Here is a 22,606-nt window from a genome sequence, read left to right on the forward strand (position 1 = left end):
GCAGCGGGCGCCTGCTGTTGCGATGGTAGCGCAGGTCAGGCCTTGACGAGCAGGTTCGTGGAGAATTTCAGGTCAGAAGCTCGCCCTGACCTGAAGACCCAGCACCAGTGCGTTGTCGATATTGTCACCCGAGAACGCGCCCGGCTCGATGATGTACTGCACGTCCGGGCGCAGCAGCAGCCATGGCGTCGCCTGATACCCATAGCTCAGCTCGATAAGTTGCTCGGCGCTGTCCAGGTTGGGGAACGCTTCGCCTTGGGACAGGCTTGCATCCTGCAGCACATCCCGGCTGCGGGGGTTGGGAACGGCGCGGCCATAACCCAGGGCCACGGTGTCGCGCGGGCGGCCTGCAAATGGCTTGTAGAGCACCACGCCGGTGCCATACCACTTGGAGAACGGGGACGCCGCGCTGCTGGCTGCCGAGTACTGGCCGAAGGCGTGCAGGGTGCGGCCTGGTGAGGATTCGGAGTTCCAGACAGCCTGGTCGAACACGAAGTAATGGCCACCGCGCCCTGCCACTTCCTCATCATTGCCAATGCGCTTGACGTCTGAGCTGTCGTAGTAATACCCCAGCTTGTACTCGCCAGGCAGCTCGCTCTGGTGTTTGTAGACCAGTTCGAGGGGTACCACCGTGCCGGTGGTGTGCTTGGGCCCCAGGTGCCAGGCACGGCTGGAGTTGCCGTTGCTTTCGGGGTCGACGTTGAAAGCGGCGGCGCGCAGTTGCCATGAGGGCGAGAAGTCGTATTTTACGCGCACGCCCAGGCGGGCATTCGGATAGTTGGTCCAGCCGCTGCCACCCGACATGTTCAGCGGGTGACCGCAGAAGCCGGCGTTCATGAAGTTGCACAGGATGCCGGTGTCGAGCACGCCGATGTCATTGCCCATCGCCATGTAGCCAAGCTTGACGTTGAGCGCTGGGGTGAACAGGGTGCGCTCGTAGCTCAGCTCCGTCAGGCGGGTGTAGAGGCCACCGTAGTTTTCCTGGATGGGCAGGCGGTTGCCAACCAGGTCTTCGGAGGCACTGTTGCCGCGCCGGTCGTTGATCGTCAGTTGTACCTTGCCGCCGTTCTCCAGGCCGTACAGCTTGGTCAGGTCGAACTGCACGCCCAGCTTGATGTTCTGCGAATAGCGAGCCGAACGGTGAATGCCGCCATGGGCGTTGTAGGCGGTTTCACCACTGTAGTCGCCAGTGAAACGGACGCCGTCGTCATCCAGTTCATGGCGCAGTCCGCCCCAGTCACCTGTCAGGGTGTTGCGGGTCAGGATGTCCGAGCCGGTGTCGGCCAGGGCGGGCAGCGCTGTGCTGCAGGTGACTGCCAGCAAGAGGCGGGCAGGGGAAAAACGGATAGGGGAGGACATGCGCAAACTTCCACGGAATCGCGAACGGGGGGTTGGAAATAAAAGCGCGGCGCCCTGGGGCACCGCGCGCAAACGCGGCACCCACCCGCAAGGGGTGGGTGCGCTGGCTTACGGCAGGGCGTAGGCCATGACGTAGTCGCCACGGTCGCTGGACTGGCGGGCGCCACCCGCGGTGATGACGACGTACTGCTTGCCGGTCTTGGGCGAAACGTAGGTCATTGGGCCACCCTGGCTGCCAACGGGCAGGCGGGCTTTCCAGACTTCTTCGCCGTTGCCGCTGTTGAAGGCGCGCAGGTAGAAGTCCTGGGTGCCGGCGATGAAGATCAGGCCGCCTTGGGTCGACAGGGTGCCGCCCAGGGTAGGCAGGCCGATCTTGATCGGCAGGTGCATGCGGATACCCAGCGGGCCGGTGTCTTCGACAGTGCCGACCGGCACTTGCCAGGCGACTTTCTGGGTCTTCATGTCAATGGCGGTCAGGGTACCGAACGGCGGTGCCTGGCACGGAATACCGGCGACCGACAGGAAGCGGTTCTTGTTTACCGCGTACGGGGTGCCTTTGAGCGGTACCGCGCCCATGCCGGTGTTCAGTGCTTCACCACCGGACGACGCCTGGGCGTTCTTCTGCGCGGGAACCATCTGGATCCACAGTCCCAGGCGCATGTCGTTGACGAAGATGAAGCCGTGCACCGGGTCGGTGGAAATGCTGCCCCAGTTCATGCCGCCCAGCGAACCCGGGAAGCTCAACGACTTGTCGGTGCCCGGCGCGGTGTACAGGCCGTCGTAGCGCATCTGCTTGAAGTCGATGCGGCACAGCAGCTGGTCGTACGGGGTTGCGCCCCACATGTCGGATTCAGACAGGGTCTGCGCGCCGACCTGCGGCATGCCGACCGACTTGGGCTGGGTAGGCGAGTAGGGCTCGTTGGGGATATTGCCTGGCTTGACCTTGACGTCCTCGACCTTGGTCAGCGGCTGGCCGGTGGCACGGTCGAGCACGTAGATCTGCCCGGCCTTGGTCCCGATGACCAGCGCTGGCACGGTCTGGCCGTCCGGCTTGGTGAAGTCGATGAGGCTCGGCTGCATCGGCAGGTCGAAGTCCCACAGATCGTTGTGAACGGTCTGGTAGACCCACTTTTCTTCACCGCTGGTCGCATCCAGCGCCAGCACCGAGGCACCATAGGTGTGGTCGAGGCGGGTGCGTTCGACGCCGTAGATGTCGGTGGAGGAGCTGCCCATCGGCAGGAACACGGTGTTCATCGCTGGATCGTAGGACATCGGCGCCCAGCTGTTTGGCGTGCTGCGCACATAGGTGCTGCCATCGGCCGGAGCATTTCGGTCTTGCGGGTTGCCCGGATCGAAGGCCCAGCGCATGGCGCCGGTGATCACGTCAAAGCCGCGGATCACGCCGCCGGGCATGTCCGTCTGGACGTTATCGGCCACGCGGCCGCCGACTACCACGGTGGTACCCGCCATCAGCGGTGCGGAGGACAGCTGGTAATAGGCATCGGGCACATTGCCCAGGCCGGCTTTCAGGTCGACCTGGCCGTTGCTGCCGAAGCCTTGGCAGAACTCGCCGGTGTCGGCGTCGACCGCGATCAGGCGGGCGTCGATGGTGTTGGTCAGCAGGCGGCGCTGGCAGTTGGCACCGGCAGGTACCACCGCTGCGGTCACCTGCGAGCTGTTGGGTTGCGACGGCTGGGCCAGTGGCGCAGCGGCATCGAAGTAGGCCATGCCCCGGCAACGCTGCCAGACAGCGGCCTTGGCGTTGATCGTGTTTTTCCAGAGCTCCTTGCCAGTGTCGGCATCGAGGGCGATCAGGTTGTTGTGCGGGGTGCAGATGAACACCTTGTTGCCGATCTGCAGCGGGGTCAACTGGTCTTCGGCGCCATTGCCATCGCTCTCGGCGATGTCACCGGTGTGGTAGGTCCAGGCGACCTTGAGCTTGTCGACGTTATCGCGGTTGATCTGGTCCAGCGCTGCGAAGCGGCTGCCACCCTCGGTGTTGCCGTAGTGGGCCCAGTTCTTCTGCGCCTGCTCAGGCTCCACGGGGGTCAGGCCTGGGCCGGTGCCGGTCGGGGCGACGGTGGGGTGGGCGACAAACATGTTGCCCGCCGCGATCACCAGCGCCACCGCCATCACACCCGCCACGCCGTAGGCAGCGCGGCCCGGCGCGCCACCATTGGCGCGCGACAGCATGGGATAGACCAGCGCCACCACCATGCCGATCGCGCCGAACATGAAGATGCGCGAGAACAGCGGCCAGAACACCAGGCCCACATCGGCCACTGCCCACACGGCGGTACCGACCAGGAACGCCGCGAAGAGCCAGGCACCCGCCGTCTTGCGCAGGGCAACAAGGATACCGGCTATGGCCATGACCACGCCGCCGATCAGGAAGTACCACGAGCCCCCGAGACCGGCGAGCTTGATGCCGCCGGCCGCCAGGGCAAGACCGAGCAAGGCGATGATGACGCCCAGGCCGACCAGGATCAAAGAGGTGGCGCCAGAGGCGCGCTGTACTTGCTTCATGCCAAAAAGTCTCGCTGTTGAATAGGCGAAGTTTATACCCTTAGCAAGCTAATTAACAAGTTAGTACATAATTAAACTGAGACCGGTTGTCGCTGCGACAATTGGACACTGGCCGGACCTTGAAGCATAGATCATCAGGGGGCTGCGCCCTGGCGCGGTGCGACAGGGCATGCCGGATCAGAAACGATAGGAGGCGGAAACGATCGCCGACCGCGCATCGCCATACTCGATCGCGGAGGAGCGCGACGTGGAACCGCTCTGCTGGCGCACCCGCTCTACGTAGGCCTTGTCGAACAGGTTGTTGATGTTGAGCTGCAGGTCCATTTTGTCGTTCACCCGATAGGCAGCCATGGCGTTGTGCACCCAGTAGGCATCCAGTTTGGCCGTGGTACTTGAGGTGACGTTGCGTTCGCCCACATGGCGCGCGCCGTAGCCCAGGGTCCAGCCCGCCGGCAGCGCATAGGTGGACCACAGGTTCATCGAGTGCCGTGGAGTGTTGCCCAGTGCCTGGCCCTCACGGGCGATACCCGCTGGGGTGTCGGCGGCCTTGAGGGTCTCGCTGTCAAGGAAGGTATAGTTGGCGAACACCGCCCATTGGTCGCTGATATGGCCGGTCACACCGACTTCCAGGCCCTGTACCCGTTGCGTCCCCGCCAGCTGGGTGGACCCATCGGCCATGTTCTCGCGGGCATTGCGCTTCTCGACCCGGAACAGCGCCGCGTCGAGGTCGAGGTGGTTGTCCAGCAGCACCCACTTGGTGCCCAGCTCCCAGGTCTGGTTCTTTTCCGGCGACAGGCCTTCGGTCTCGGCGGTGAGGCCTCGCCCGGAACCCACCAGTCCCTCGGCGGAGGGATTGAAGGCGGTACCCCAGGCAATATAGATGCGGCCGTTCTCGGACGGCTTGTACATCAGGCCCGCTCGGCCGCTGAGCACATTGTCGCTTGACTCGAAGCCCGAGGCTGACTTGCCGACGGCAGCGCTGTCGACTTCGCCCTTGAAACTGTCGTAGCGCAGGCCCAGGTTCAGGTCCCACTGCTCATGCACCGCGAGGGTGTCGAAGACAAACAGTGCCTGATTGGTCAGCGCGGCCTGCGCCTGGCTGCTGCGGGTCTTGGCGATCGGCCCCGACCAGTACCCCGGCGGATTGCCGAGGTCGTAGCCATCGGCCGGATACGAATCGCGTCCCAGGCCATGGTCGTAGGTACCCAGGTTCAGGGTCTCTCGGGAGACTTCAACCCCTGTGACGAAGTCATGGCGCATGCCGGCCAGATCCAGCTGGCCGGTCAGGTTCGTCTGGTTGATCCACAGTGTCGTGACGGCATCGCGGCCGTAGGCCTGAGGGCCGGCAGGCAAATACCGGCCTGCGGAGACGCCCTCGGTTTTGACGTGGGAGGCCGAGACCGTGGTGTCACGGTCGGTGTGGCTGTAGCGGGTGAGGTTCTGCACGCGCAACTCATCATTGAACGCGTGCTCGAAGTCCGCCGTCAGGGCGCTCTGCCGGATCCGTTCCTTGTCGAGGTTTTTCCAGCCGAAGTAGGCGTGCCGGTCGACGCCGTCCAGTTTCTTGCCGTCCAGGGCCGGGACACCGTAGTCGGGCAGATTGTCGTCTTCCAGGTGTAACGCGGTCAGGGTCAGGCTCGTGGACTCGTCCAGGCCCAGGCGCAGCGCTGGCGCAATGCCCCAGCGCCCACGCTCGACCTGCGCGCGTCCCGGAACGTCATTGCGATGAGCCATGAGATTGAGGCGCATCGCGCTGTCATGGCCGATGCCTTCCAGCGGCTGGTTGGTATCCAGGGTCAGCCGTCGGTATTGCTCAGTGCCGATGCCACCGCCCAGGTGGGTGAACGCGTGCTGTTGCGGCTGCTTGGTAATGATGTTGATCGTCCCACCGGTGGTGCCGGCGCCACCGAATACCGAGTTGGGGCCTTTGATGACCTCCACCTGGTCGATATTGAACGTGTCGGAGCGGGTGGTCTGGGTGCTGTCGCGCAACCCATCCACCTGGATGTTGCTGTTGGCCGAGAAGCCCCGGATGTTGATGTTGTCCCCCGAGCCGCCACCGCCCTCGCCGGCGTTGAAGGTGATGCCCGAAACATTGGCCAGCACCTGTCGCAGGCCCAATGCCTGCTGCTCCTGGATGACCTGGCCAGGAACCACCGTGATGGTCTGTGGAGTGTCGAGCAGTGGAACCGCGTACTTTGTCGACGCCGAGCGGTCCGTGCGGTAGCTGCCAGAGTGCTCGGCATCGATGTTGAGGTTGTCCAGCTCCAGGATGGGCGGGTGGAGGTCGCCCGCCAGGCTGCCCATGGGCGCGGCAGTGACGGCAAGGCCAAGGGCGGATGCTATCAACGGATGCGAGGTACGGCTGGGGAGGGACGAGGGGGCGTGTTCGATAAGCGGCATGCAGCAGGCCTCGGGTTGCGGGAAGGCCTTCCACTATCGCGTCGCCACGTAAGTCCGGGCAGTTCATGAGCGCCACTGCGGCTTGTAGGATCGTTCCGCAATTTCAAGGATGGGTCGCGGAGACACGTAGCTGGGACGAATCAGAATGTTTCCGGACCGTGCTGCAGTACTGAGCGCGTCAACGCCAGCGCCACGCCGTCAGGGGGACAGGCCGCCCCGCCACCGCGAGGCTCAGGGGGCGCCGAACAGTGCGGTCCAGTAGATTCCGGCGTCGCTCTTGGGATCGGTGGCATAGGCAGCACCCAGGTCGCGGAAGTCGGGGTTCATCAGGGTGGCGCAATGGCCGGAGCTGGCCAGCCAGCCATCAACCACCTTGCGGGGAGTATCGCGTCCGGCGGCGATGGTTTCGCCGACCTGCTGATAGGCGTAGCCCGCCAGTTCGGCGCGGTCGCCAGGGGTGCGGCCATCACGGTCGATATGGTCGAAATAATTATGGTTGGCCATCGAGCGGGTATGGTTGGCGGCCACACCCGCAAGGGTGGTGTTCCAGCCCAGCGCGCCTGCGGCGGCAAACGGCTGGCCGCCACACTGGCGCGGCTGTGCGCGGGCGGCGTTGACCTCTTGCAGCAGCTTCTGGCCCTCGGCCTGCCAGTCGCCCAGGCGGGCGCTGAGCAGTGGCCGGGCAAGCACGATACGCCAGTCACGGCCCTCCTGGCTGACGCCGATATCGACGAACTGGGGGTCGAGCACCACCTGGCAGAAGCTTTCCCGGATGGCGCTCATGGCCGAACGTGCATCGCGCGGGCCGGACAGGCTGATCGCCTGCACGTTGACCATCGGATAGGCCGCCCGGGTCATTGCCTGCTGCAGGTCGCGGGTACCCTCCGGCGACAGCGCCAGGCGAGTGTCGCTGTTGAGCGGCGGAAGCTCCAGCGATGCCTCCCCCCCACAGGGCCGAGCCTGACTGCGAAAGGCGTTGATCGAATCGATCAGTTGCGCCTCTTCACCTGCCAAGGCGCTGGCAGGGCAAGCCAGGCCCAGCGACAAGGTGGCAAGGCAGACAACGGATGACAGGACGCGCATTTAACTCTCCCTATGGCTGGCAGCGGCCTCGATATGCCGTGCCCATCCTACACAAGCGCGTCTCACTGCGCCCGGTCGATCGGAACATCGGCCCAGGGCATTGGATCGCAAGCGTCACAAGAGGGGGTAGACCCACGGTAAACGAAAAAGTGCATCGGATTGGTAATTGTTTCCACTAGCGTCTGCTAGCCTCAAGCATCGTTGGGAAGCACTCTCATTGCCATGAAGGCCCTCCATCAATCCTCGGGAGCCTTCCATGTCACGATTCCGTCCTATACATCCGACCTTGCTTGCCCTGTGCTGTTCCGTCAGCGTCGCCGCACCCGCAGCCGATGGCGCCATCGAACTCGGCGCCACCTCGGTCAGTGCCGACGCCCTCGGCGCACCGCGTGGCGAGTTGCCCGAACCGTTCGCCGGTGGCCAGGTGGCCCGCGGCGGCCAGATGGGCGTGCTGGGCAACCAGGACATGATGGATGTGCCGTTCACCATGACCAGCTACACCTCGCAGCTGATAGAGGACCAGCAGGCGGAGGACATCGGCGATGTCCTGCTCAATGATCCCTCGGTGCGCCAGTCCTTCGGCTTCGCCAACCAGTCCCAGGTCTTTGTCATACGTGGCCTGCCGCTGAGCGGCGACGATGTGTCGTTCAACGGGCTGTATGGCGTGCTGCCCCGGCAGATGATTTCCACCGATGCGGTGGAGCGTGTCGAGGTGTTGAAGGGGCCCAATGCCTTCATCAACGGTGCCAGCCCCACCGGCAGCGGCCTTGGCGGCAACGTCAATCTTCAGCCCAAGCGGGCTGGCGACACGCCTACCCGGCGCTATACCCAGGACATCAGCACCGATGGCCGCTTGGGCGAACATCTGGACATCGGCCAGCGCTTCGGCCCGGAAAACCGCTTTGGCGCGCGCCTGAACCTGTCCCAGCGCGAAGGGGAGACAGGCATCGAAGACCAGCACCACCGCAGCAAGTTGTTCATCGCAGGACTGGACTACCGTGGCGACGACTTCCGCGTATCCGCCGACTTCGGCTACCAGAAGCAACGGGTCAACTTCCTGCGCAACTCGGTGCGCCTTGGGCCCGGTGTCACGCACATCCCGCGGGCGCCGGACGCCGATCACAACTATGGCCAGGACTGGACGCATACCGAAACCGAGGACACCTTCGGCATGCTGCGCGGCGACTGGGACTTCAACGATGACTGGAGCGCCTATCTGGCCGGTGGTGCCAAGCACACCCGCGAAACCGGCTTCTACGGAACCCCTGTGCTGACCGATGCCGCCAGCGGCGCCGCCAGCATCGGCGGCTCGCTGATCCCGCACAACGAAGACAGCACCACTGTCATGGGAGGAATCAATGGCCGTTTCTGGACTGGCCCGGTGAGCCATCAGCTGAATATCGGCGGCGCGAGTATCTGGGCCCAGCAGGAAAACGCCTTTGTCTTCTACGACAGTGCCGACACCAATATCTACAACACCGATCCATTGCCCAAGCCGACCACGGCCACCTTCACCGGCGGCAAGCTGGGTGATCCCGGCGTGACGGGCAAGACCCGCAACCGCAGCCTCGCCATCTCCGACACCGTCGGCCTGTTCGATGACACCCTGTTGCTGACCGCCGGTGTTCGACGCCAGCAATTGCGAGTGGAGGGGTACGCCTATGACGGGGAGGGACCTGATGCCGGGCGCACGGCGTTCTATGACGAGGCGGTGACGACCCCGGTCTACGGCATTGTGTGGAAGCCCACGCCATCGGTGTCGCTGTACGTCAATCGCATCGAGGGCCTGGCCCAGGGTGCCACCGCCTCGGGTGATGTGGTCAACGTGGGTGAGATATTCCCGCCGGCGGAGACCAAGCAGGTCGAGGCCGGGATCAAGCTTGACCGCGAAACCTACGGCGCCAGCCTTGCAGTGTTCCGCATCGAGCGGCCCACCGATGGTTACAACCAGAACGGAGTGTTCGTCCAGGATGGCGAGCAGGTCAATCGCGGAGTGGAGCTGAGCGTCTTTGGCGAACCGATCCCCGGCCTGCGCCTGATCGCTGGTGGTACGCGCATGGACACCGAGCTCGAGAATACCCAGGACGGCGCCAACGATGGCAACCATGCGGTCGGCGTGCCGACCTTCCAGCTCAATGCCAGCGTCGACTGGGATGTGCCCGGGCTTGAGGGCCTTGCGCTCAATGCGCGCATGCTGCGTACCGGTGGGCAGTATGCCGATCCTGCCAATACGCTGAGCCTGCCCACCTGGAATCGTTTCGACATCGGCGCGCGTTATCGTTTCAAGGTGCAGGAAAAGGCCGTCACCCTGCGGATGAACGTGGAGAACGTCAGCGACAAGAACTATTGGGCGTCAGCCAATGGCGGCTACCTTACCCAGGGTGATCCACGGCTGGTCAAGTTCTCGGGGACCCTTGATTTCTAGCAGGGTGCGGCCGTCGGCGCGGCGGGTTCAAGGTCGTTCGCGCTGGCCATAGGCCTGGCTGATGCGGTCGATGACCATGGCCAGGGCGACGATGGCCAGGCCCGCTTCCACCCCCTGGCCAACGTTGAGGGTCTGGATGCCGGCCAAGACGTCTTCGCCCAGCCCCCGGGCACCGATCATCGACGCTACGACGACCATCGACAAGGCCATCATCACTGACTGGTTCAGGCCCGCCATGATGCTTGGCAGTGCCAAGGGCAGGGCGATGCTGCGCAGGCGTTGCCAGCGGTTGGCGCCCAGGCTGCCGGCGGCGCGCAGAAGGGAAGCATCGATCTGGCGCATGCCCAGTTCGGTCAGGCGCACCAGCGGGGGGAGGGCGTAGATCAGCGTGGCGAATACCGCCGGGACCTTGCCCAGGCCGAACAGCATCAGTACGGGGATGAGGTAGACGAAGGCGGGCAGCGTCTGCATCACGTCGAGCACTGGCATGATCAGGCGCCGGGCCAGCGGCCTGCTGGCGAGCAGCACCCCCAGCGGCACTCCGACCAGCACGCACAAGCCGGTGCTGACCATGACCAGTGCGAGAGTCTGCAGCAGTTTGTCCCAGAGTCCCAGCATGCCGATCAGCAGCAGCAGGCCGGTCAGCGTCAATGCGCGGGGCAGGCTCCGGCACGCGTGCCAGGCGAGCAATCCGACCAGTGCCAGGAGCAGCCACCAGGGCATCATGCGCAGCAGGTTTTCCAGGCCTACCAGCAATTGCAGGAGGCTGTCCGAGACACTGCGCAGGTGATCGCCGTAATTGAGCACCAGCCAGTCGACCAGGCGATTGACGCGTTCGGCGAACGAGAACTGCAGCGCTTCAGGAAAACCGCCGCTCACAGGCCGGCCTCGATCTTGCTGGCAACCTCGCCAGGCATCCAGGCTTTCCAGATTGCCGGGTTGTCGCGCAGGAAGGCCAGCGCCGCCTCATGGGGTGGCTGGCGGGTTTCGCTCATGCGTGCCAGCGCCTTGTTGAGCGTATCGATGGGCAGGTCGACCTTGCTGAAGGTGTCCACCAGCTCGGGGTACTGTTCACGGAACGCAGCCGACACACCGATCGAGAGTTTGGCCGGCAGGGAACTGCTGCCGCGGGGCGTGGGGTTCTTTGCGTCTGTCAGGGTGGCCCATGCGCCTGGGTCGAAGGGCGGTTCCTCCAGGCGCACCAGCTCGAAGCGGCCCATCAAAGGGGTCGGGCTCCAGTAATAGAAGAGCACAGGCTGGCCACGGCGGATCGCCGAATTGATCTCGGCATCCAGGGCCGCGCCCGAGCCGCTGCGAAAGTTCACGTATTGCTGGTCAAGGCCATAGGCCTTGAGCTTCTGGCTGTTGACCGTCTCGGAGGTCCAGCCGCTGGGGCTGTTCAGAAAGCGGCCCTTGTCAGGCGACTCGGGGTCGCTGAACACCTTGGGATAGCGCTTGAGGTCGTCGACAGTGCGCAGGTCTGGAGCGAGTGCCTTGAGGTTGCGCTTGGGGTCGCCCTTGATCACGTAGGCGGGCACCCACCAGCCTTCCTCGGCGTTTTTCACCGTGTCGCCAAGACTGAAGACCTGGCCCGCCTGCTCAGCCTTGACCCAGGCCGGGCTACGGCCTGCCCATTCTTCGGCGATCACCTGCAGGTCGTTGCGCGCGAGGGCGACCTCCATGCTGACCGTACTGCCGGGAAGCGTGTCGGTAGGATAGCCGTAGCCCTTTTCGACGATCAGCCGCAGGATTTCGGTGGTCAGCGCACCGCTTTCCCAGGCGATCGCACCGAAGTGGATCGGTGCGCGTGCGTCTGCGGCCGTGGCGCCGCCGGCGAAGCTGAGGATCAGTGCAGCCAGAAGAGCTGTAAGTCGCTTCATCGGAGGCCTCGTCTAGATTGCCGGTGCACAAGTCCGGCAAGTGTAGACGAGGGCCGCCGATGCCAGCAGGGTCAGACCCTGAACTGGTCCATCAAGCCCTGCTGCTGGTTCGCAAGGCTGTTGAGCGACTGGCTGACCCGCGCCGATTCGTTGGCCTGGCCGGACAGCGACTCGGTGACGTCGCGGATGGTGGCGACGTTGCTGTTGATCTCTTCGGCCACCGCGCTCTGCTCTTCGGCGGCACTGGCGATCTGCAGGTTCATGTCGTTGATGACCGTCACCGCCTGACCGATCTTCTGCAAGGCGGTAACCGCCTGGCCGACCTGGCCGACGCTGCCTTGTGCCTGTCGATGGCTGCTGTCCATCGCGCCCACCACCTCGCGGGTGCCAGCCTGCAGCTGTTCGATGACCTGGCGGGTCTCCTCGACCGATTCCTGGGTACGCCGGGCGAGGTTGCGTACCTCGTCAGCGACCACGGCAAAGCCACGTCCAGCCTCACCGGCACGCGCGGCTTCGATGGCGGCATTGAGGGCCAGCAGGTTGGTCTGCTCGGCGATCGAGCGGATCACTTCAAGCACCGAGCCGATCTTCTCGCTATTCTGCGCAAGGCCTTCTACCTGGGCCATGGCGCTGCTCATGTCGGCGGCCAGGGTGTCGATGCTGCTGGTGGTATGGTCGATGACCGACAGGCCTTCACGGGTGGCCTGGTCGGCCTCCCGCGCGGCCTGGGCCGCTTGTGCGGCGCTGCGGGCGACGTCCTGGGCAGTGGCGCTCATTTCGTGGGAGGCGGTGGCCACCTGGTCGACCTGGCGATACTGCTGCTCCATCCCGGCGCTGGTCTGTGCGGCAATGGCCGAGGACTGATCGGCCGTATCGCGCGCGGCCTGGACCGAGCGCTTGACCTCGGCGATGGTCGGCTGCAGCTTGTCGAGGAAGCGGTTGAACCAGCCCGCCAGCTCTCCCAGTTCATCACGCTTGTCGTAGTTCAGGCGACGGGTAAGGTCACCCTCGCCACTGGCGATATCCTTGAGCATGGCCGCCACGCCCAGGATCGGCCGGGTGACGCCGCGGGCCATCAGCCACACCAGCAGCAAGCCGATCACTGCAGTCAGCAGGCCAAGGCCGAGCTGCATCAGGGTGCCGCTGGAATTGAGCTGATCGAGCTCCTGCTTGAGTGTTTCGGCAGGGCCGGTCAGGGCGCTTTCGGGCACGTCCAGCAACACGCCCCATGGCTTGGAACCGGGGACCGGAGCGAAGGAGGCGAGCACCTTGAGGCGCTGCTCGTGGTGCAGCACATGCATCGACGTGCTGTCAGCGAGCAGGCCCATCAGTTCGGCACCCTTGGCCGGGTCGACCTGATCGTAGCGCTGGGCCAGCTTGCTGGCATCGGCGCTGTAACCGGCCAGCAGCCCTACGGGGCTCAGAATGCCGACGCGCGTCTGGCCGCCATACAGATCGCGGCTGGCATCCTCGCTCAGGGTCTGCAGGCTGTTGAGATTGATGTCGATCGACAGGGTGGCGATGACGTTGCCATCGACCATCAGCGGGAAGGCCACGCTGGTCATCAGCACCTGCTGGCCGTCGATCTTGTAGAAGTAGGGCTCGATCACGCAGACCTTGCGCGTAGTACGCGGGCACACCGACCAGGTATTGGCCGGCTCGCCACTGGGACCTGCCGTGGTGTCGAGGATGTCGCGTTCGGGTAGGGCCATCGATTTGAGCTGACCAGGGGTTGGCTGTGACCAGTACAGGGCGAAGCGGCCTTTTTCGTTGCTGCCAAGCTCGGCCTGATCGGCGAACAGACTGTCCTTGTTGTCCAGCGCATTGGGCTCGAAGACCAGTGACAATCCCAGCAGGTCGGGGTTGGCCTGCAGCGCCGCGCGCACCTGGCGGGTCATGTCCTCGCGCAGGTCGAAAGCATCGAGAAAACGCTTTTCAGCCTGCTCGCGCAAGAACAGCACCTGGCGGGAGAAGCCGGCGCCGTACTGGTAGGCGTCCATGAACTGGCGGCGGATGTTCAGTACCTGAACCTCGCCTTGTGACTCGATGCGCCCCTGGGCCGCCTCGGTCAGCATCTGCATGCTGCTGGCCTTGACCAGGTCGGAACTGTGGTCCATGCGGTACAACGACAACCCCACGAGCAGGGTGACGATGCTGGCCAGGCACAGGCCTGCAAGCAGGGTGATCTTCCATTGGATGGAAAGTTGTCTCGGCGACATGAGCGATTCCCTTGAGGCGGTGAGTCTGTGGGTAACCGCTGTATCGGCACGAGCACGGTTTTCTTTATTCAAACGATCGATTGAAATGCAAAAAAAACGTTACCTATCAATGTCTGTTGGCAGAGTCCGGGGCTTTGACAAGCTGGCGGGTCTGCTTCAAAGTGTGCGCCCTTCATAAAAACATTCCTTTCGTCCGGCCTCTGCCCATGGGCAACCAGTCGCCGGAACGCTCGCTTTTTGTCTGGTTTCTAGAGGTAACGCACACCATGAACGCAGTCATTGCCGCGGTCGGCATCATGCTGATATTGAGTCTGTCCCGCGTGCATGTGGTCATCGCCTTGATCATCGGCGCCCTGGTGGGCGGACTGGTCGGTGGCCTGGGAATCGAAGGTACGCTCAAGGCGTTCAATGGCGGCCTGGGCGGCGGCGCCACTGTGGCGCTGTCGTATGCCTTGCTCGGCGCTTTCGCTGTGGCCATCGCCAAGTCGGGCATGGCGCACGCCTTGGCCGACCGCGCGCTGAGCATGGTCGATCGCCGGGACCATGCCAACGGCGGCAAGCTCAAGTGGCTGCTGATCGGCCTGATGCTGGTGGTGGCGGTGTGTTCGCAGAATGTCCTGCCGATCCATATCGCTTTCATTCCGCTGCTGGTGCCGCCGTTGCTGTACGTGCTGACTCGCCTGCAGATCGACCGGCGCCTGGTGGCCTGCGTGATCACGTTCGGTCTGATCACGCCGTATATCTTCCTGCCGGTGGGCTTTGGCAACATCTTCCTCAACCAGATCCTGTTGGCCAACGTTGCCCGCGCCGGGGTCGATATCAGCGGTGTCAACGTCACCCACGCCATGGCGCTTCCAGCGGCCGGCATGCTGCTGGGATTGCTCATCGCAGTGTTCGTGAGCTACCGCAAGAAGCGCGTCTACGACCTTGAACGCATTGAACAGGTCGAGCAAGTGGCCATCCAGTACAACCCGCTCACCCTGATGGTAGCGGGTCTGGCAGTTGCCGCGGCCTTCATCATCCAGCTGCTGCTGGATTCGATGATCATCGGCGCCATGGCCGGTTTCCTGATCTTCTCGCTGTCAGGCATCGTGCGCTGGAAGGACACCGACGACCTGTTCACCGAGGGGATGAAGATGATGGCCATGATCGGTTTCATCATGATCGCGGCCTCGGGTTTCGCTGATGTGATGAAGGCAACCGGTGAGGTAAAAAGCCTGGTCGAGACGTCGGCGCAGTGGATCGATCACAGCAAGGGCATCGGCGCCTTGCTCATGCTGCTGGTAGGCTTGCTGGTGACCATGGGTATCGGCTCGTCCTTTTCCACGGTGCCGATCCTGGCGGCGATATTTGTGCCGCTGTGCGTGCAGTTGGGTTTCGACCCGCTGGCCACGGTGTGCATCGTCGGGACCGCGGGCGCACTGGGCGACGCAGGCTCGCCGGCCTCTGACTCGACGCTGGGTCCGACATCGGGCCTGAACGTCGACGGCCAGCACCACCACATCTGGGACACCGTGGTGCCGACCTTCATCCACTACAACTTGCCGCTGCTGGCCTTCGGTTGGCTCGCCGCCATGATGCTCTAGCGCAGCGGGATCAGCCCCGGGCCGGCGGCGGTGAAATGCGGTTGAGGACGGTGCTGCCGTCCTTGTTGCGGGTGAGGTAGACCGGAAGCACCTTGGGCAGGGTGCTGACCAGATGATGCACTTCGCCTGTGTTGTAGATGCCGCTGATGCGGATGCTGCCCGTGCTGGCATCGGCCAGCATCAGCGGCTTGTCCAGGTAGCGGTTGATCAGGGGCAGCGCCTGGTCAAGGCTCAGGTTGTCGAGAATGAGCTTGCCGGTGCGCCATGCCAGGCTGTTGGCGTAGTCGTTGCTCTGGGCCATCTGCGGCTCGAAGTCACCGACCCTGTAGCTGGCCTGCATGCCGGGCCCAAGACGATAACCGCCTTCGCTGGCATCGACGCTTACCAGCACCGAGCCTTCCACCAGGGTCACCTTGACCTGATCCTCATACTTCCAGACGTTGAACTGAGTCCCCGTTACCCGGGTCTCGCCGTGGCCTGCGTGCACGATGAAGGGATGACTGCTGTCGTGGACAACCTTGAAGAAGGCCTCTCCCTTGACCAGCGTCACGCGGCGGGTGTCCTTGTAGTTGGTGAACCGCAGCTCGCTGTCCAGGTTCAGCTCGACTTGGCTGCCGTCGCCCAGTTGCACCTGCAGGCGGTTCTCGTGGCTCTCGAAATGCTCGTAGCCGTTGGGCAGCCAGCCTTGCTCCCAGCCTACCCACGCGACCCCGGGAAGGGCGAGGAGGGTGATCGCCGCTGCTGAGGCGAGGGGGCGCCAGCGCTGGGTGCGCGATGACCGTTGTGCAGTGCAAGGTTCCCGGGCCGAGGCTTCGGGCCGCGGCAGCAGATCGGCAGTCTGCCAGATCTCCTGCATTGCCACGTGCTCCTCTGCGTGTCGGGGGTCTGCCTCCAGCCATCGCGAAAAGGCACGCCGATCAGCCGGGGAGCAGTCTTCGGCATGCAAGCGCATGCACCAATGCGCGGCGGCGTCGGTGATGGCATCGTCTTCGCTTTCGGGGAGGCGGTCTTGGTTCATTGAATCTCCTGGTTGCACCCATTCTACCTCCCGCAGGGCCGCCGGGAGAACCGGGTAATGGCGAATGACTATCAGTTGTAAGTTTTTCATCGGAATCTGATCAGCTGGAAACAGATTGTTTACTGGGGAGCCAGGCAATTGAATGGATTGGATCCCTCGGTTATCGCTTTGATCGTTAGCTGACTAATCAAGGATTTGACATTCACTGCCTAGGCAGTAATATTTCCATACAATTAGCCCACGGTTTTCCAGCATCCGATGTCGCACTTCACGCCGCAAAACTTTCAGACCTGCGCGATCGGCTTGCTCCTCGGGCGCGCGGCGGTGCTCAAGGACCGTATCCTCGACTGGCACCTTGAACCCTACGGAGTCACTGCGGCTCAGTTCAAGGTGCTGATCATCGTTACCCAGTACCAGGTCGATACCCCGGCGGAGCTGTGCCGGTACCTGGGCCTGGACAGCGGTTCGATGACCCGCATGCTCGACCGCCTGGAGCAGAAGGGGCTGATCCAGCGCAGCCGCTGCCCGGACGATCGCCGCCTGGTGCGCCTTGTCCTCAGTGACGAGGGCCAGCGCCTGGCCGACCGGCTTCCTGAAATCGGCGCCTCGGCCATGAACGAGCTGGTGGGCGTGCTCGAGCCTGAAGAGCTGCGCACGCTCGAGTCACTGCTTGCCAAGGTCCTGCTGGATGCGGGCGACCCCCTGACGATCCGCCGTTTCGGCGATCGTTGATTTCCTATTCCGTTATCCCAAGGTACTCTCATGGCCACTTCCCCGGACCCTTCATCCACCGCCCCGGCGCCCGCTGGTTCTCGCAAGCGCAAGGCCTGGCTGTTCGGCCTGCTGTTGTTGCTGCTCGTGGCGGGCGCCGCCACCTGGGCGTGGTACAGCCTGGTGGGGCGCTGGCACCAGAGCACCGATGATGCCTACGTCAGCGGCAACGTCGTCGAGATCACGCCGCTGGTGACCGGTACGGTTGTCAGCATCGGCGCCGACGACGGTGACCTGGTGCACGCAGGCCAGGTGCTGCTGCAGTTCGATCCCAGCGACAGCGAAGTCGCGCTGCAATCGGCCCAGGCCAAATTGGCCCGCACCGTGCGCGAAGTCCGCGGCCTGTACAGCAATGTCGACGCTTTGAAGGCGCAGATGCAGGCGCGGCAGGCCGAACTGAAGAAAGCTCGAGAGAACTACAACCGGCGCAAGGTGCTGGCCGACAGCGGGGCGATCGCCGCCGAAGAGCTGTCCCACTCACGCGACGACCTGACCTCGGCGCAGAGCGGCCTGGACAACGCGCGCCAGCAGCTCAACACCAGCACCGCGCTGGTCGATGACACGGTGGTGTCATCCCATCCCGAGGTCATGGCCGCCGCTGCCGACCTGCGCCAGGCCTACCTCGACCATGCGCGCACTACCTTGGTGGCACCCGTCACCGGCTATGTGGCCAAGCGTACCGTGCAACTGGGCCAGCGGCTGCAACCGGGCACCGCGACCATGGCGGTGATCCCGCTGGAACAGGTGTGGATCGACGCCAACTTCAAGGAAACCCAGCTGCGCGACATGCGCATCGGCCAGCCCGTGCACGTGGTCGCCGACCTCTACGGCAGTGACGTGGAATACAGCGGCACCGTCGATAGCCTTGGCGCCGGTACCGGCAGCGCCTTTGCCCTGTTGCCTGCGCAGAACGCCACCGGCAACTGGATCAAGATCGTCCAGCGTGTGCCTGTACGTATTCATCTCGACCCGCGCCAGCTGGCCGAGCACCCGCTGCGGATCGGCCTGTCGACCGTGGTCGAGGTAGACCTGCATGACCAGAGCGGCCCGGCCCTGGCCCAGCAGCCGCGCAATCAACCGTCGTTCTCCACGCCAGTATTCGATGCCCAGCTGGTCGAAGCAGATGCCATGATCACCCGGCTGATCCACGACAACAGCGCGGGCTCCGGCAAGACGGCGCAGCGATGACCGACAAAGCCCAGTTCACCCCGCCGAGCCTGCTGCTGACGACCATCGGCCTGTCACTGGCGACGTTCATGCAGGTGCTTGACACCACCATCGCCAACGTTGCCTTGCCGACCATTTCCGGCAACCTGGGGGTCAGCTACGAGCAGGGCACCTGGGTCATTACCTCGTTTGCCGTGAGCAACGCCATCGCCTTGCCGCTGACCGGCTGGTTGAGCCGGCGTTTCGGTGAGGTGAAACTGTTCATCTGGGCCACGCTGCTGTTCGTGATGGCCTCGTTCCTGTGCGGCATCGCCCAGTCGATGCCGGAACTGGTGGGCTTTCGAATCCTGCAGGGCGTGGTCGCCGGGCCGCTGTACCCGATGACGCAGACGCTGCTGATTGCGGTCTATCCCCCTGCCAAGCGGGGCATGGCCCTGGCGTTGCTGGCCATGGTCACGGTGGTGGCGCCGATTGCCGGGCCGATACTCGGCGGCTGGATCACCGACAGCTACAGCTGGCCTTGGATTTTCTTCATCAATGTGCCGATTGGCCTCTTCGCCGCCGCCGTGGTGCGCCAGCAGATGCGCGAGCGGCCAGTCACCACCAGCCGCCAACCAATGGACTATGTTGGCCTGGTGAGCCTGATCGTTGGCGTCGGTGCGCTCCAGGTGGTGCTCGACAAGGGTAATGACCTGGATTGGTTCGAGTCGTCGTTCATCATTGGCGGCAGCCTGATATCGGTAGTGTTCCTGGCCATCTTCGTGATCTGGGAATTGACCGACAAGCATCCGGTGGTGAACCTGCGGCTGTTCGCATACCGCAACTTCCGTATCGGCACGCTGGTGTTGGTCGGTGGGTATGCGGGCTTTTTCGGGATCAACCTGATCCTGCCACAGTGGCTGCAGACGCAGATGGGCTACACCGCGACCTGGGCCGGCCTGGCGGTGGCGCCGATCGGGCTGCTGCCGGTACTGATGTCTCCCTTTGTCGGCAAGTACGCCCATCGCGTCGACCTGCGATTGCTGGCGGGCCTGGCGTTTCTGGCCATCGGTACCAGTTGCTACATGCGTGCGGGCTTCACCAGCGAGGTGGACTTCCAGCATATTGCTCTGGTGCAGCTGTTCATGGGGATCGGGGTGGCGCTGTTCTTCATGCCGACGCTGAGCATCCTGTTGTCGGACCTGCCGCCCCAGCAAATCGCCGATGGCTCGGGCCTGGCCACGTTCCTGCGTACGCTGGGCGGCAGTTTCGCGGCATCGCTGACGACCTGGATCTGGATCCGCCGCGCGGACCAGCACCACGCTTATCTCAGCGAGCACATCAGTGAGTTCGACCCGGCTACGCGGCACACGCTGGAGCAGCTCGGCGGGGCTAATCCGCAGAGCTATGCGCAGCTTGAGCAGATCGTCAACGGGCAGGCTTACATGATGTCGACAGTGGATTACTTTACGCTGATGACCTGGGTGTTCGCGGGGTTGATCGTACTGGTGTGGTTTGCGAAGCCGCCGTTTACGGCCAAGGCGGGGCCGGCTTCGGCGGGACACTAGCGGCTCAGGATGAATGCACTATCTGCCCCAGGGTGCGCATGGCGTTCTCGAAGCCGTCGCTCCAGGGGGTGCCGTAGTTGAGGCGGATGCAGTTGCCAAAGCGCCGGGTAGGCGAAAAGATGGGGCCGGGGGCGATGCTGATGCCTTGGGCCAATGCCATCTGGAACAGCTTGAGCGAATCGATGTGCTCGGGCAGCTCCAGCCACAGGAAGTAGCCACCCGAGGGCTGGCTGACGCGGGTCTGCGCCGGGAAATGGCGGTCTATGGCGGCGAGCATCGCTGCCTGTTGTCCTTCAAGGGCATAGCGCAGCTTGCGCAGGTGCCGGTCGTAACCGCCGTGCTGGAGGTAGTCGGCGATCGCGGCCTGGGCGGGCATCGAGGCGCATAACGAGGTCATCAGCTTGAGACGTTCGACTTTCTGCGCGAAACGCCCAGCGGCGACCCAGCCTACGCGGTAGCCTGGCGCAAGGCTCTTGGAAAACGATCCGCAGTGCATCACCAGGCCTTCTGTATCGAATGCCTTGGCAGGCTTGGGCGCCTGCTGGGCGTAGTACAGCTCTGCGTAGACATCGTCTTCGATCAGCGGCACCTGGTGATGGCGCAACAGTTCCACCAGTTGCCGCTTGTTGTCCTCCGGCATACTCGCGCCTACCGGGTTCTGAAAGTTGGTCATGCACCACACGGCCTTGACCGGGTGCTTGTCCAGTGTCTGGGCCAGCACGCCGAGGTCCATGCCTTCGCGGGGGTGCACGGGGATTTCCACTGCCTTGAGCTTGAGCCGTTCGAGGACTTGCAGGCAGGCGTAGAACGCCGGGGCCTCGATGGCCACGAGGTCGCCGGGTTCGGTCACGGCCTGCAGGCACAGGTTCAAGGCTTCCAGGGCACCGTTGGTGATCAGCAGTTCTTCCATGGGCAGCATCAGCCCGCCGACCATGTAGCGCAGGGCAATCTGCCGGCGCAGCTGCGGATTGCCGGGTGACAGGTCGGTGACCACCATGCGGGGGTCCATCGCGCGGCTGGCACTGGACAGGGAGCGGGCCAGGCGTTGTAGTGGAAACAGCCCAGGGCTGGGAAAAGCCGAGCCGAAGGGCACGGTGTGCGGATCCTTGATCGAGTCGAGTATCGAGAACACCAGGTCGCTGACATCGACATCGGTGGATTCGCTCGCCGGCTCGAGCTGTTGCGGCTCGTTGAACTGGCGAGGCGCGTGGGCGTTGACGAAATATCCGGAGCGAGGTCGCGCCCGGATCAGTCCCCGGCGCTCAAGCAGGTAGTACGCCTGGAACACGGTGGACGGGCTGACCCCGTGCGTCTGGCTGGCATAGCGCACCGACGGCACGCGCTGGCCTGGACCCAGCACGCCGGAGCGGATCAGTTCGGCGATGTCATCGGCAAATTGTTCGTAGCGTTTCATCACGGCTCAGGCAGGCAGAGTGGACAGGCAGTGTAAGGGATCGGCTTTGAACGATCACTCGGGCCTGCCCACTCTAGGCTCCAGCCTGTTTGCAGCACAGACTCAGATTGCACGGCAAACGCCATACCAGATGAGTAATAAGCGTTTGAATGGCCTCAGATCACCGAGCCGGGCTCACTGGCCTTGAGGTGCTTGCGGCTGTCCACGGCGCCTGCAACGGTCAGGGCATCGGCTTCGGCTTCTGTGATGGGGAAGCGCTCGCCGGCCAGCACCGCGACCGACATGCGCAATTGGTCATCGGTGAAGATCTCGACTTCGGGGCCGGTGCCCTCGATGCGGATCTTGTCACCGATCAGGGTGCAGCGTTGGCGGGTTTCATCGACTTCCACGGGCATGAGGGCATCCTCTTGATGGCTGTGCAGTTGTGACCGCGCCCATGCCCCGGTAGCTCCATTGGCCCGCTCGGTGGAGCCGATCGCACTCGTGGCCTGCGCCAGGGTCCACCGCTTATCCCTAACTTTCCAGGAGGTGGCCATGGAGCCTTGGTGGGAAACGGTCTTGCTGACAATGCAGGCCGAGTTCGCCGATATCACCGATGAACGTCAGTTGACGCAGATCACCGTGCGTTTGCTGATGGCGGCATTGCTGGGGGCGGTCCTGGGTTTCGAGCGCGAACGCAAGGGCAAGGCGGCTGGCGTGCGCACGCACATGCTCGTGGCGATGGGGGCTGCTCTGTTCGTCCTGGCACCCGGCATGGCCGGCGCCGAAGAGGACGCGTTGAGCCGGGTGATCCAGGGCATTGTTGCGGGGATCGGGTTTCTGGGGGCTGGGACCATTCTCAAGGGCAACGGGATCGAGGTCGGTCACGTCAAGGGGCTGACCACCGCTGCGGGCCTGTGGATGACGGCCGCGATTGGCGTTGCCGCCGGTATGGGCCGTGAGGCCACGGCACTGATCAGCACGATACTGGCGCTGCTGGTGCTCAACACCATGCCGTGGGTGGTGGAAAAGGTGGACAAGGTGGAAAGCGAGGACACAGAGGACAGCGGGACGAGAAGCGACGAGGGCGGGAAGCACTGAGGGGAGCCTGGGCTCCCCTCAAAGTATTGATGCTTGCTCTTTTTTTATTATTGGAGACGGGCCTTTTGTTGTTGTTGGCGACCTTTGCCTCGGTGCTGCGAACGGCCCCCATTCGGGGCCAAGAGCAA

At 63.9% G+C, this 22,606-nt stretch carries 16 protein-coding genes and 1 pseudogene; 6 read left to right on the plus strand and 11 right to left on the minus strand.

What is annotated here, in order from left to right; all coding sequences use genetic code 11:
• Positions 1-72: 72 nt before the first annotated feature.
• From AC0ZZU_RS17890 to AC0ZZU_RS17905, 4 genes are all read right to left on the minus strand, one after another.
• Positions 73-1,359 carry a carbohydrate porin gene (locus AC0ZZU_RS17890; protein ID WP_476342473.1) on the minus strand — a complete coding sequence of 429 codons (1,287 nt, stop codon included), beginning with the start codon at positions 1,357-1,359 and terminating at the stop codon, positions 73-75.
• 108 nt (positions 1,360-1,467) lie between these two features.
• Complete coding sequence (locus tag AC0ZZU_RS17895) at positions 1,468-3,885, minus strand: glucose/quinate/shikimate family membrane-bound PQQ-dependent dehydrogenase (RefSeq protein WP_476342474.1); 2,418 nt, start codon at positions 3,883-3,885, stop codon at positions 1,468-1,470.
• 177 nt (positions 3,886-4,062) lie between these two features.
• Positions 4,063-6,288: a TonB-dependent receptor gene (locus tag AC0ZZU_RS17900; RefSeq protein WP_476342475.1), complete on the minus strand. Its 2,226-nt coding sequence runs from the start codon at positions 6,286-6,288 to the stop codon at positions 4,063-4,065.
• Positions 6,289-6,519: 231 nt separating this feature from the next.
• On the minus strand, positions 6,520-7,371 hold the full coding sequence (locus AC0ZZU_RS17905) for a CAP domain-containing protein (protein WP_476342476.1): 852 nt from the start codon (positions 7,369-7,371) through the stop codon (positions 6,520-6,522).
• A gap of 256 nt (positions 7,372-7,627) precedes the next feature.
• Between AC0ZZU_RS17905 and AC0ZZU_RS17910 the strand changes: the two genes are divergently transcribed.
• Positions 7,628-9,796: a TonB-dependent receptor gene (locus AC0ZZU_RS17910; protein ID WP_476342477.1), complete on the plus strand. Its 2,169-nt coding sequence runs from the start codon at positions 7,628-7,630 to the stop codon at positions 9,794-9,796.
• Positions 9,797-9,823: 27 nt separating this feature from the next.
• On the opposite strand, the gene AC0ZZU_RS17915 is transcribed toward AC0ZZU_RS17910, so the two are convergent.
• From AC0ZZU_RS17915 to AC0ZZU_RS17930, 4 genes and pseudogenes are all read right to left on the minus strand, one after another.
• Complete coding sequence (locus tag AC0ZZU_RS17915; RefSeq protein WP_476342478.1) at positions 9,824-10,675, minus strand: ABC transporter permease; 852 nt, start codon at positions 10,673-10,675, stop codon at positions 9,824-9,826.
• The gene (locus AC0ZZU_RS17920) at positions 10,672-11,676 is read right to left on the minus strand and encodes an ABC transporter substrate-binding protein (protein WP_476342479.1); all 1,005 of its coding nucleotides are present in this window, start codon (positions 11,674-11,676) and stop codon (positions 10,672-10,674) included. Before AC0ZZU_RS17920 ends, AC0ZZU_RS17915 begins: the two co-directional genes overlap by 4 nt.
• Before the next feature lie 71 nt (positions 11,677-11,747).
• A complete protein-coding gene (locus tag AC0ZZU_RS17925; protein ID WP_476342589.1) occupies positions 11,748-12,503 on the minus strand; it encodes a methyl-accepting chemotaxis protein in 756 nt (251 codons plus the stop codon).
• A gap of 102 nt (positions 12,504-12,605) precedes the next feature.
• Positions 12,606-13,895 (minus strand): annotated as a pseudogene (locus AC0ZZU_RS17930) (methyl-accepting chemotaxis protein); the annotation flags it as partial.
• Positions 13,896-14,161: 266 nt separating this feature from the next.
• Here AC0ZZU_RS17930 and AC0ZZU_RS17935 point away from each other — a divergent pair.
• The gene (locus AC0ZZU_RS17935; RefSeq protein ID WP_476342480.1) at positions 14,162-15,481 is read left to right on the plus strand and encodes a Na+/H+ antiporter family protein; all 1,320 of its coding nucleotides are present in this window, start codon (positions 14,162-14,164) and stop codon (positions 15,479-15,481) included.
• A gap of 10 nt (positions 15,482-15,491) precedes the next feature.
• Here AC0ZZU_RS17935 and AC0ZZU_RS17940 read toward each other — a convergent pair whose 3' ends face one another.
• Positions 15,492-16,499 (minus strand): FecR family protein, encoded by a 1,008-nt coding sequence (locus AC0ZZU_RS17940; protein WP_476342481.1) that lies wholly within the window; start codon positions 16,497-16,499, stop codon positions 15,492-15,494.
• Positions 16,500-16,757: 258 nt separating this feature from the next.
• Here AC0ZZU_RS17940 and AC0ZZU_RS17945 point away from each other — a divergent pair, with 258 nt between their 5' ends.
• From AC0ZZU_RS17945 to AC0ZZU_RS17955, 3 genes are read left to right on the plus strand one after another with little or no spacing between them, the layout of a single operon-like run.
• Positions 16,758-17,231 (plus strand): MarR family winged helix-turn-helix transcriptional regulator, encoded by a 474-nt coding sequence (locus AC0ZZU_RS17945; protein ID WP_476342482.1) that lies wholly within the window; start codon positions 16,758-16,760, stop codon positions 17,229-17,231.
• A gap of 30 nt (positions 17,232-17,261) precedes the next feature.
• Complete coding sequence (locus AC0ZZU_RS17950; protein WP_476342483.1) at positions 17,262-18,458, plus strand: EmrA/EmrK family multidrug efflux transporter periplasmic adaptor subunit; 1,197 nt, start codon at positions 17,262-17,264, stop codon at positions 18,456-18,458.
• Positions 18,455-19,984: a DHA2 family efflux MFS transporter permease subunit gene (locus tag AC0ZZU_RS17955; RefSeq protein WP_476342484.1), complete on the plus strand. Its 1,530-nt coding sequence runs from the start codon at positions 18,455-18,457 to the stop codon at positions 19,982-19,984. Before AC0ZZU_RS17950 ends, AC0ZZU_RS17955 begins: the two co-directional genes overlap by 4 nt.
• Positions 19,985-19,988: 4 nt before the next feature.
• On the opposite strand, the gene mapR is transcribed toward AC0ZZU_RS17955, so the two are convergent.
• Positions 19,989-21,398, minus strand: coding sequence for a GntR family transcriptional regulator MpaR (mapR, locus tag AC0ZZU_RS17960; RefSeq protein ID WP_476342485.1), 1,410 nt, complete (start codon positions 21,396-21,398; stop codon positions 19,989-19,991).
• Between the two features lie 155 nt (positions 21,399-21,553).
• Entirely contained in the window at positions 21,554-21,793 is a 240-nt protein-coding gene (locus AC0ZZU_RS17965; RefSeq protein ID WP_476342486.1) for a DUF3203 family protein, read from the minus strand.
• A 139-nt stretch (positions 21,794-21,932) separates the two neighbouring features.
• On the opposite strand from AC0ZZU_RS17965, the gene AC0ZZU_RS17970 reads away from it, so the two are divergent.
• Positions 21,933-22,478 (plus strand): MgtC/SapB family protein, encoded by a 546-nt coding sequence (locus AC0ZZU_RS17970; protein ID WP_476342487.1) that lies wholly within the window; start codon positions 21,933-21,935, stop codon positions 22,476-22,478.
• Positions 22,479-22,606: the final 128 nt, after the last annotated feature.

The organism is Pseudomonas sp. JE3303 (assembly GCF_056312565.1).

Excerpts from the sequence above, each read along its gene's own strand:
- AC0ZZU_RS17900 (WP_476342475.1), bottom strand. The coding sequence starts at position 6,288 with ATGCCGCTTATCGAACACGCCCCCTCGTCCCTCCCCAGCCGTACCTCG.
- AC0ZZU_RS17965 (WP_476342486.1), bottom strand. The coding sequence starts at position 21,793 with ATGCCCGTGGAAGTCGATGAAACCCGCCAACGCTGCACCCTGATCGGT.
- AC0ZZU_RS17890 (WP_476342473.1), bottom strand. The coding sequence starts at position 1,359 with ATGTCCTCCCCTATCCGTTTTTCCCCTGCCCGCCTCTTGCTGGCAGTC.
- AC0ZZU_RS17950 (WP_476342483.1), top strand. The coding sequence starts at position 17,262 with ATGGCCACTTCCCCGGACCCTTCATCCACCGCCCCGGCGCCCGCTGGT.
- AC0ZZU_RS17940 (WP_476342481.1), bottom strand. The coding sequence starts at position 16,499 with ATGAACCAAGACCGCCTCCCCGAAAGCGAAGACGATGCCATCACCGAC.
- AC0ZZU_RS17920 (WP_476342479.1), bottom strand. The coding sequence starts at position 11,676 with ATGAAGCGACTTACAGCTCTTCTGGCTGCACTGATCCTCAGCTTCGCC.
- AC0ZZU_RS17895 (WP_476342474.1), bottom strand. The coding sequence starts at position 3,885 with ATGAAGCAAGTACAGCGCGCCTCTGGCGCCACCTCTTTGATCCTGGTC.
- AC0ZZU_RS17925 (WP_476342589.1), bottom strand. The coding sequence starts at position 12,503 with ATGGAGCAGCAGTATCGCCAGGTCGACCAGGTGGCCACCGCCTCCCAC.
- AC0ZZU_RS17955 (WP_476342484.1), top strand. The coding sequence starts at position 18,455 with ATGACCGACAAAGCCCAGTTCACCCCGCCGAGCCTGCTGCTGACGACC.
- AC0ZZU_RS17970 (WP_476342487.1), top strand. The coding sequence starts at position 21,933 with ATGGAGCCTTGGTGGGAAACGGTCTTGCTGACAATGCAGGCCGAGTTC.
- mapR (WP_476342485.1), bottom strand. The coding sequence starts at position 21,398 with ATGAAACGCTACGAACAATTTGCCGATGACATCGCCGAACTGATCCGC.
- AC0ZZU_RS17910 (WP_476342477.1), top strand. The coding sequence starts at position 7,628 with ATGTCACGATTCCGTCCTATACATCCGACCTTGCTTGCCCTGTGCTGT.
- AC0ZZU_RS17935 (WP_476342480.1), top strand. The coding sequence starts at position 14,162 with ATGAACGCAGTCATTGCCGCGGTCGGCATCATGCTGATATTGAGTCTG.
- AC0ZZU_RS17945 (WP_476342482.1), top strand. The coding sequence starts at position 16,758 with ATGTCGCACTTCACGCCGCAAAACTTTCAGACCTGCGCGATCGGCTTG.
- AC0ZZU_RS17905 (WP_476342476.1), bottom strand. The coding sequence starts at position 7,371 with ATGCGCGTCCTGTCATCCGTTGTCTGCCTTGCCACCTTGTCGCTGGGC.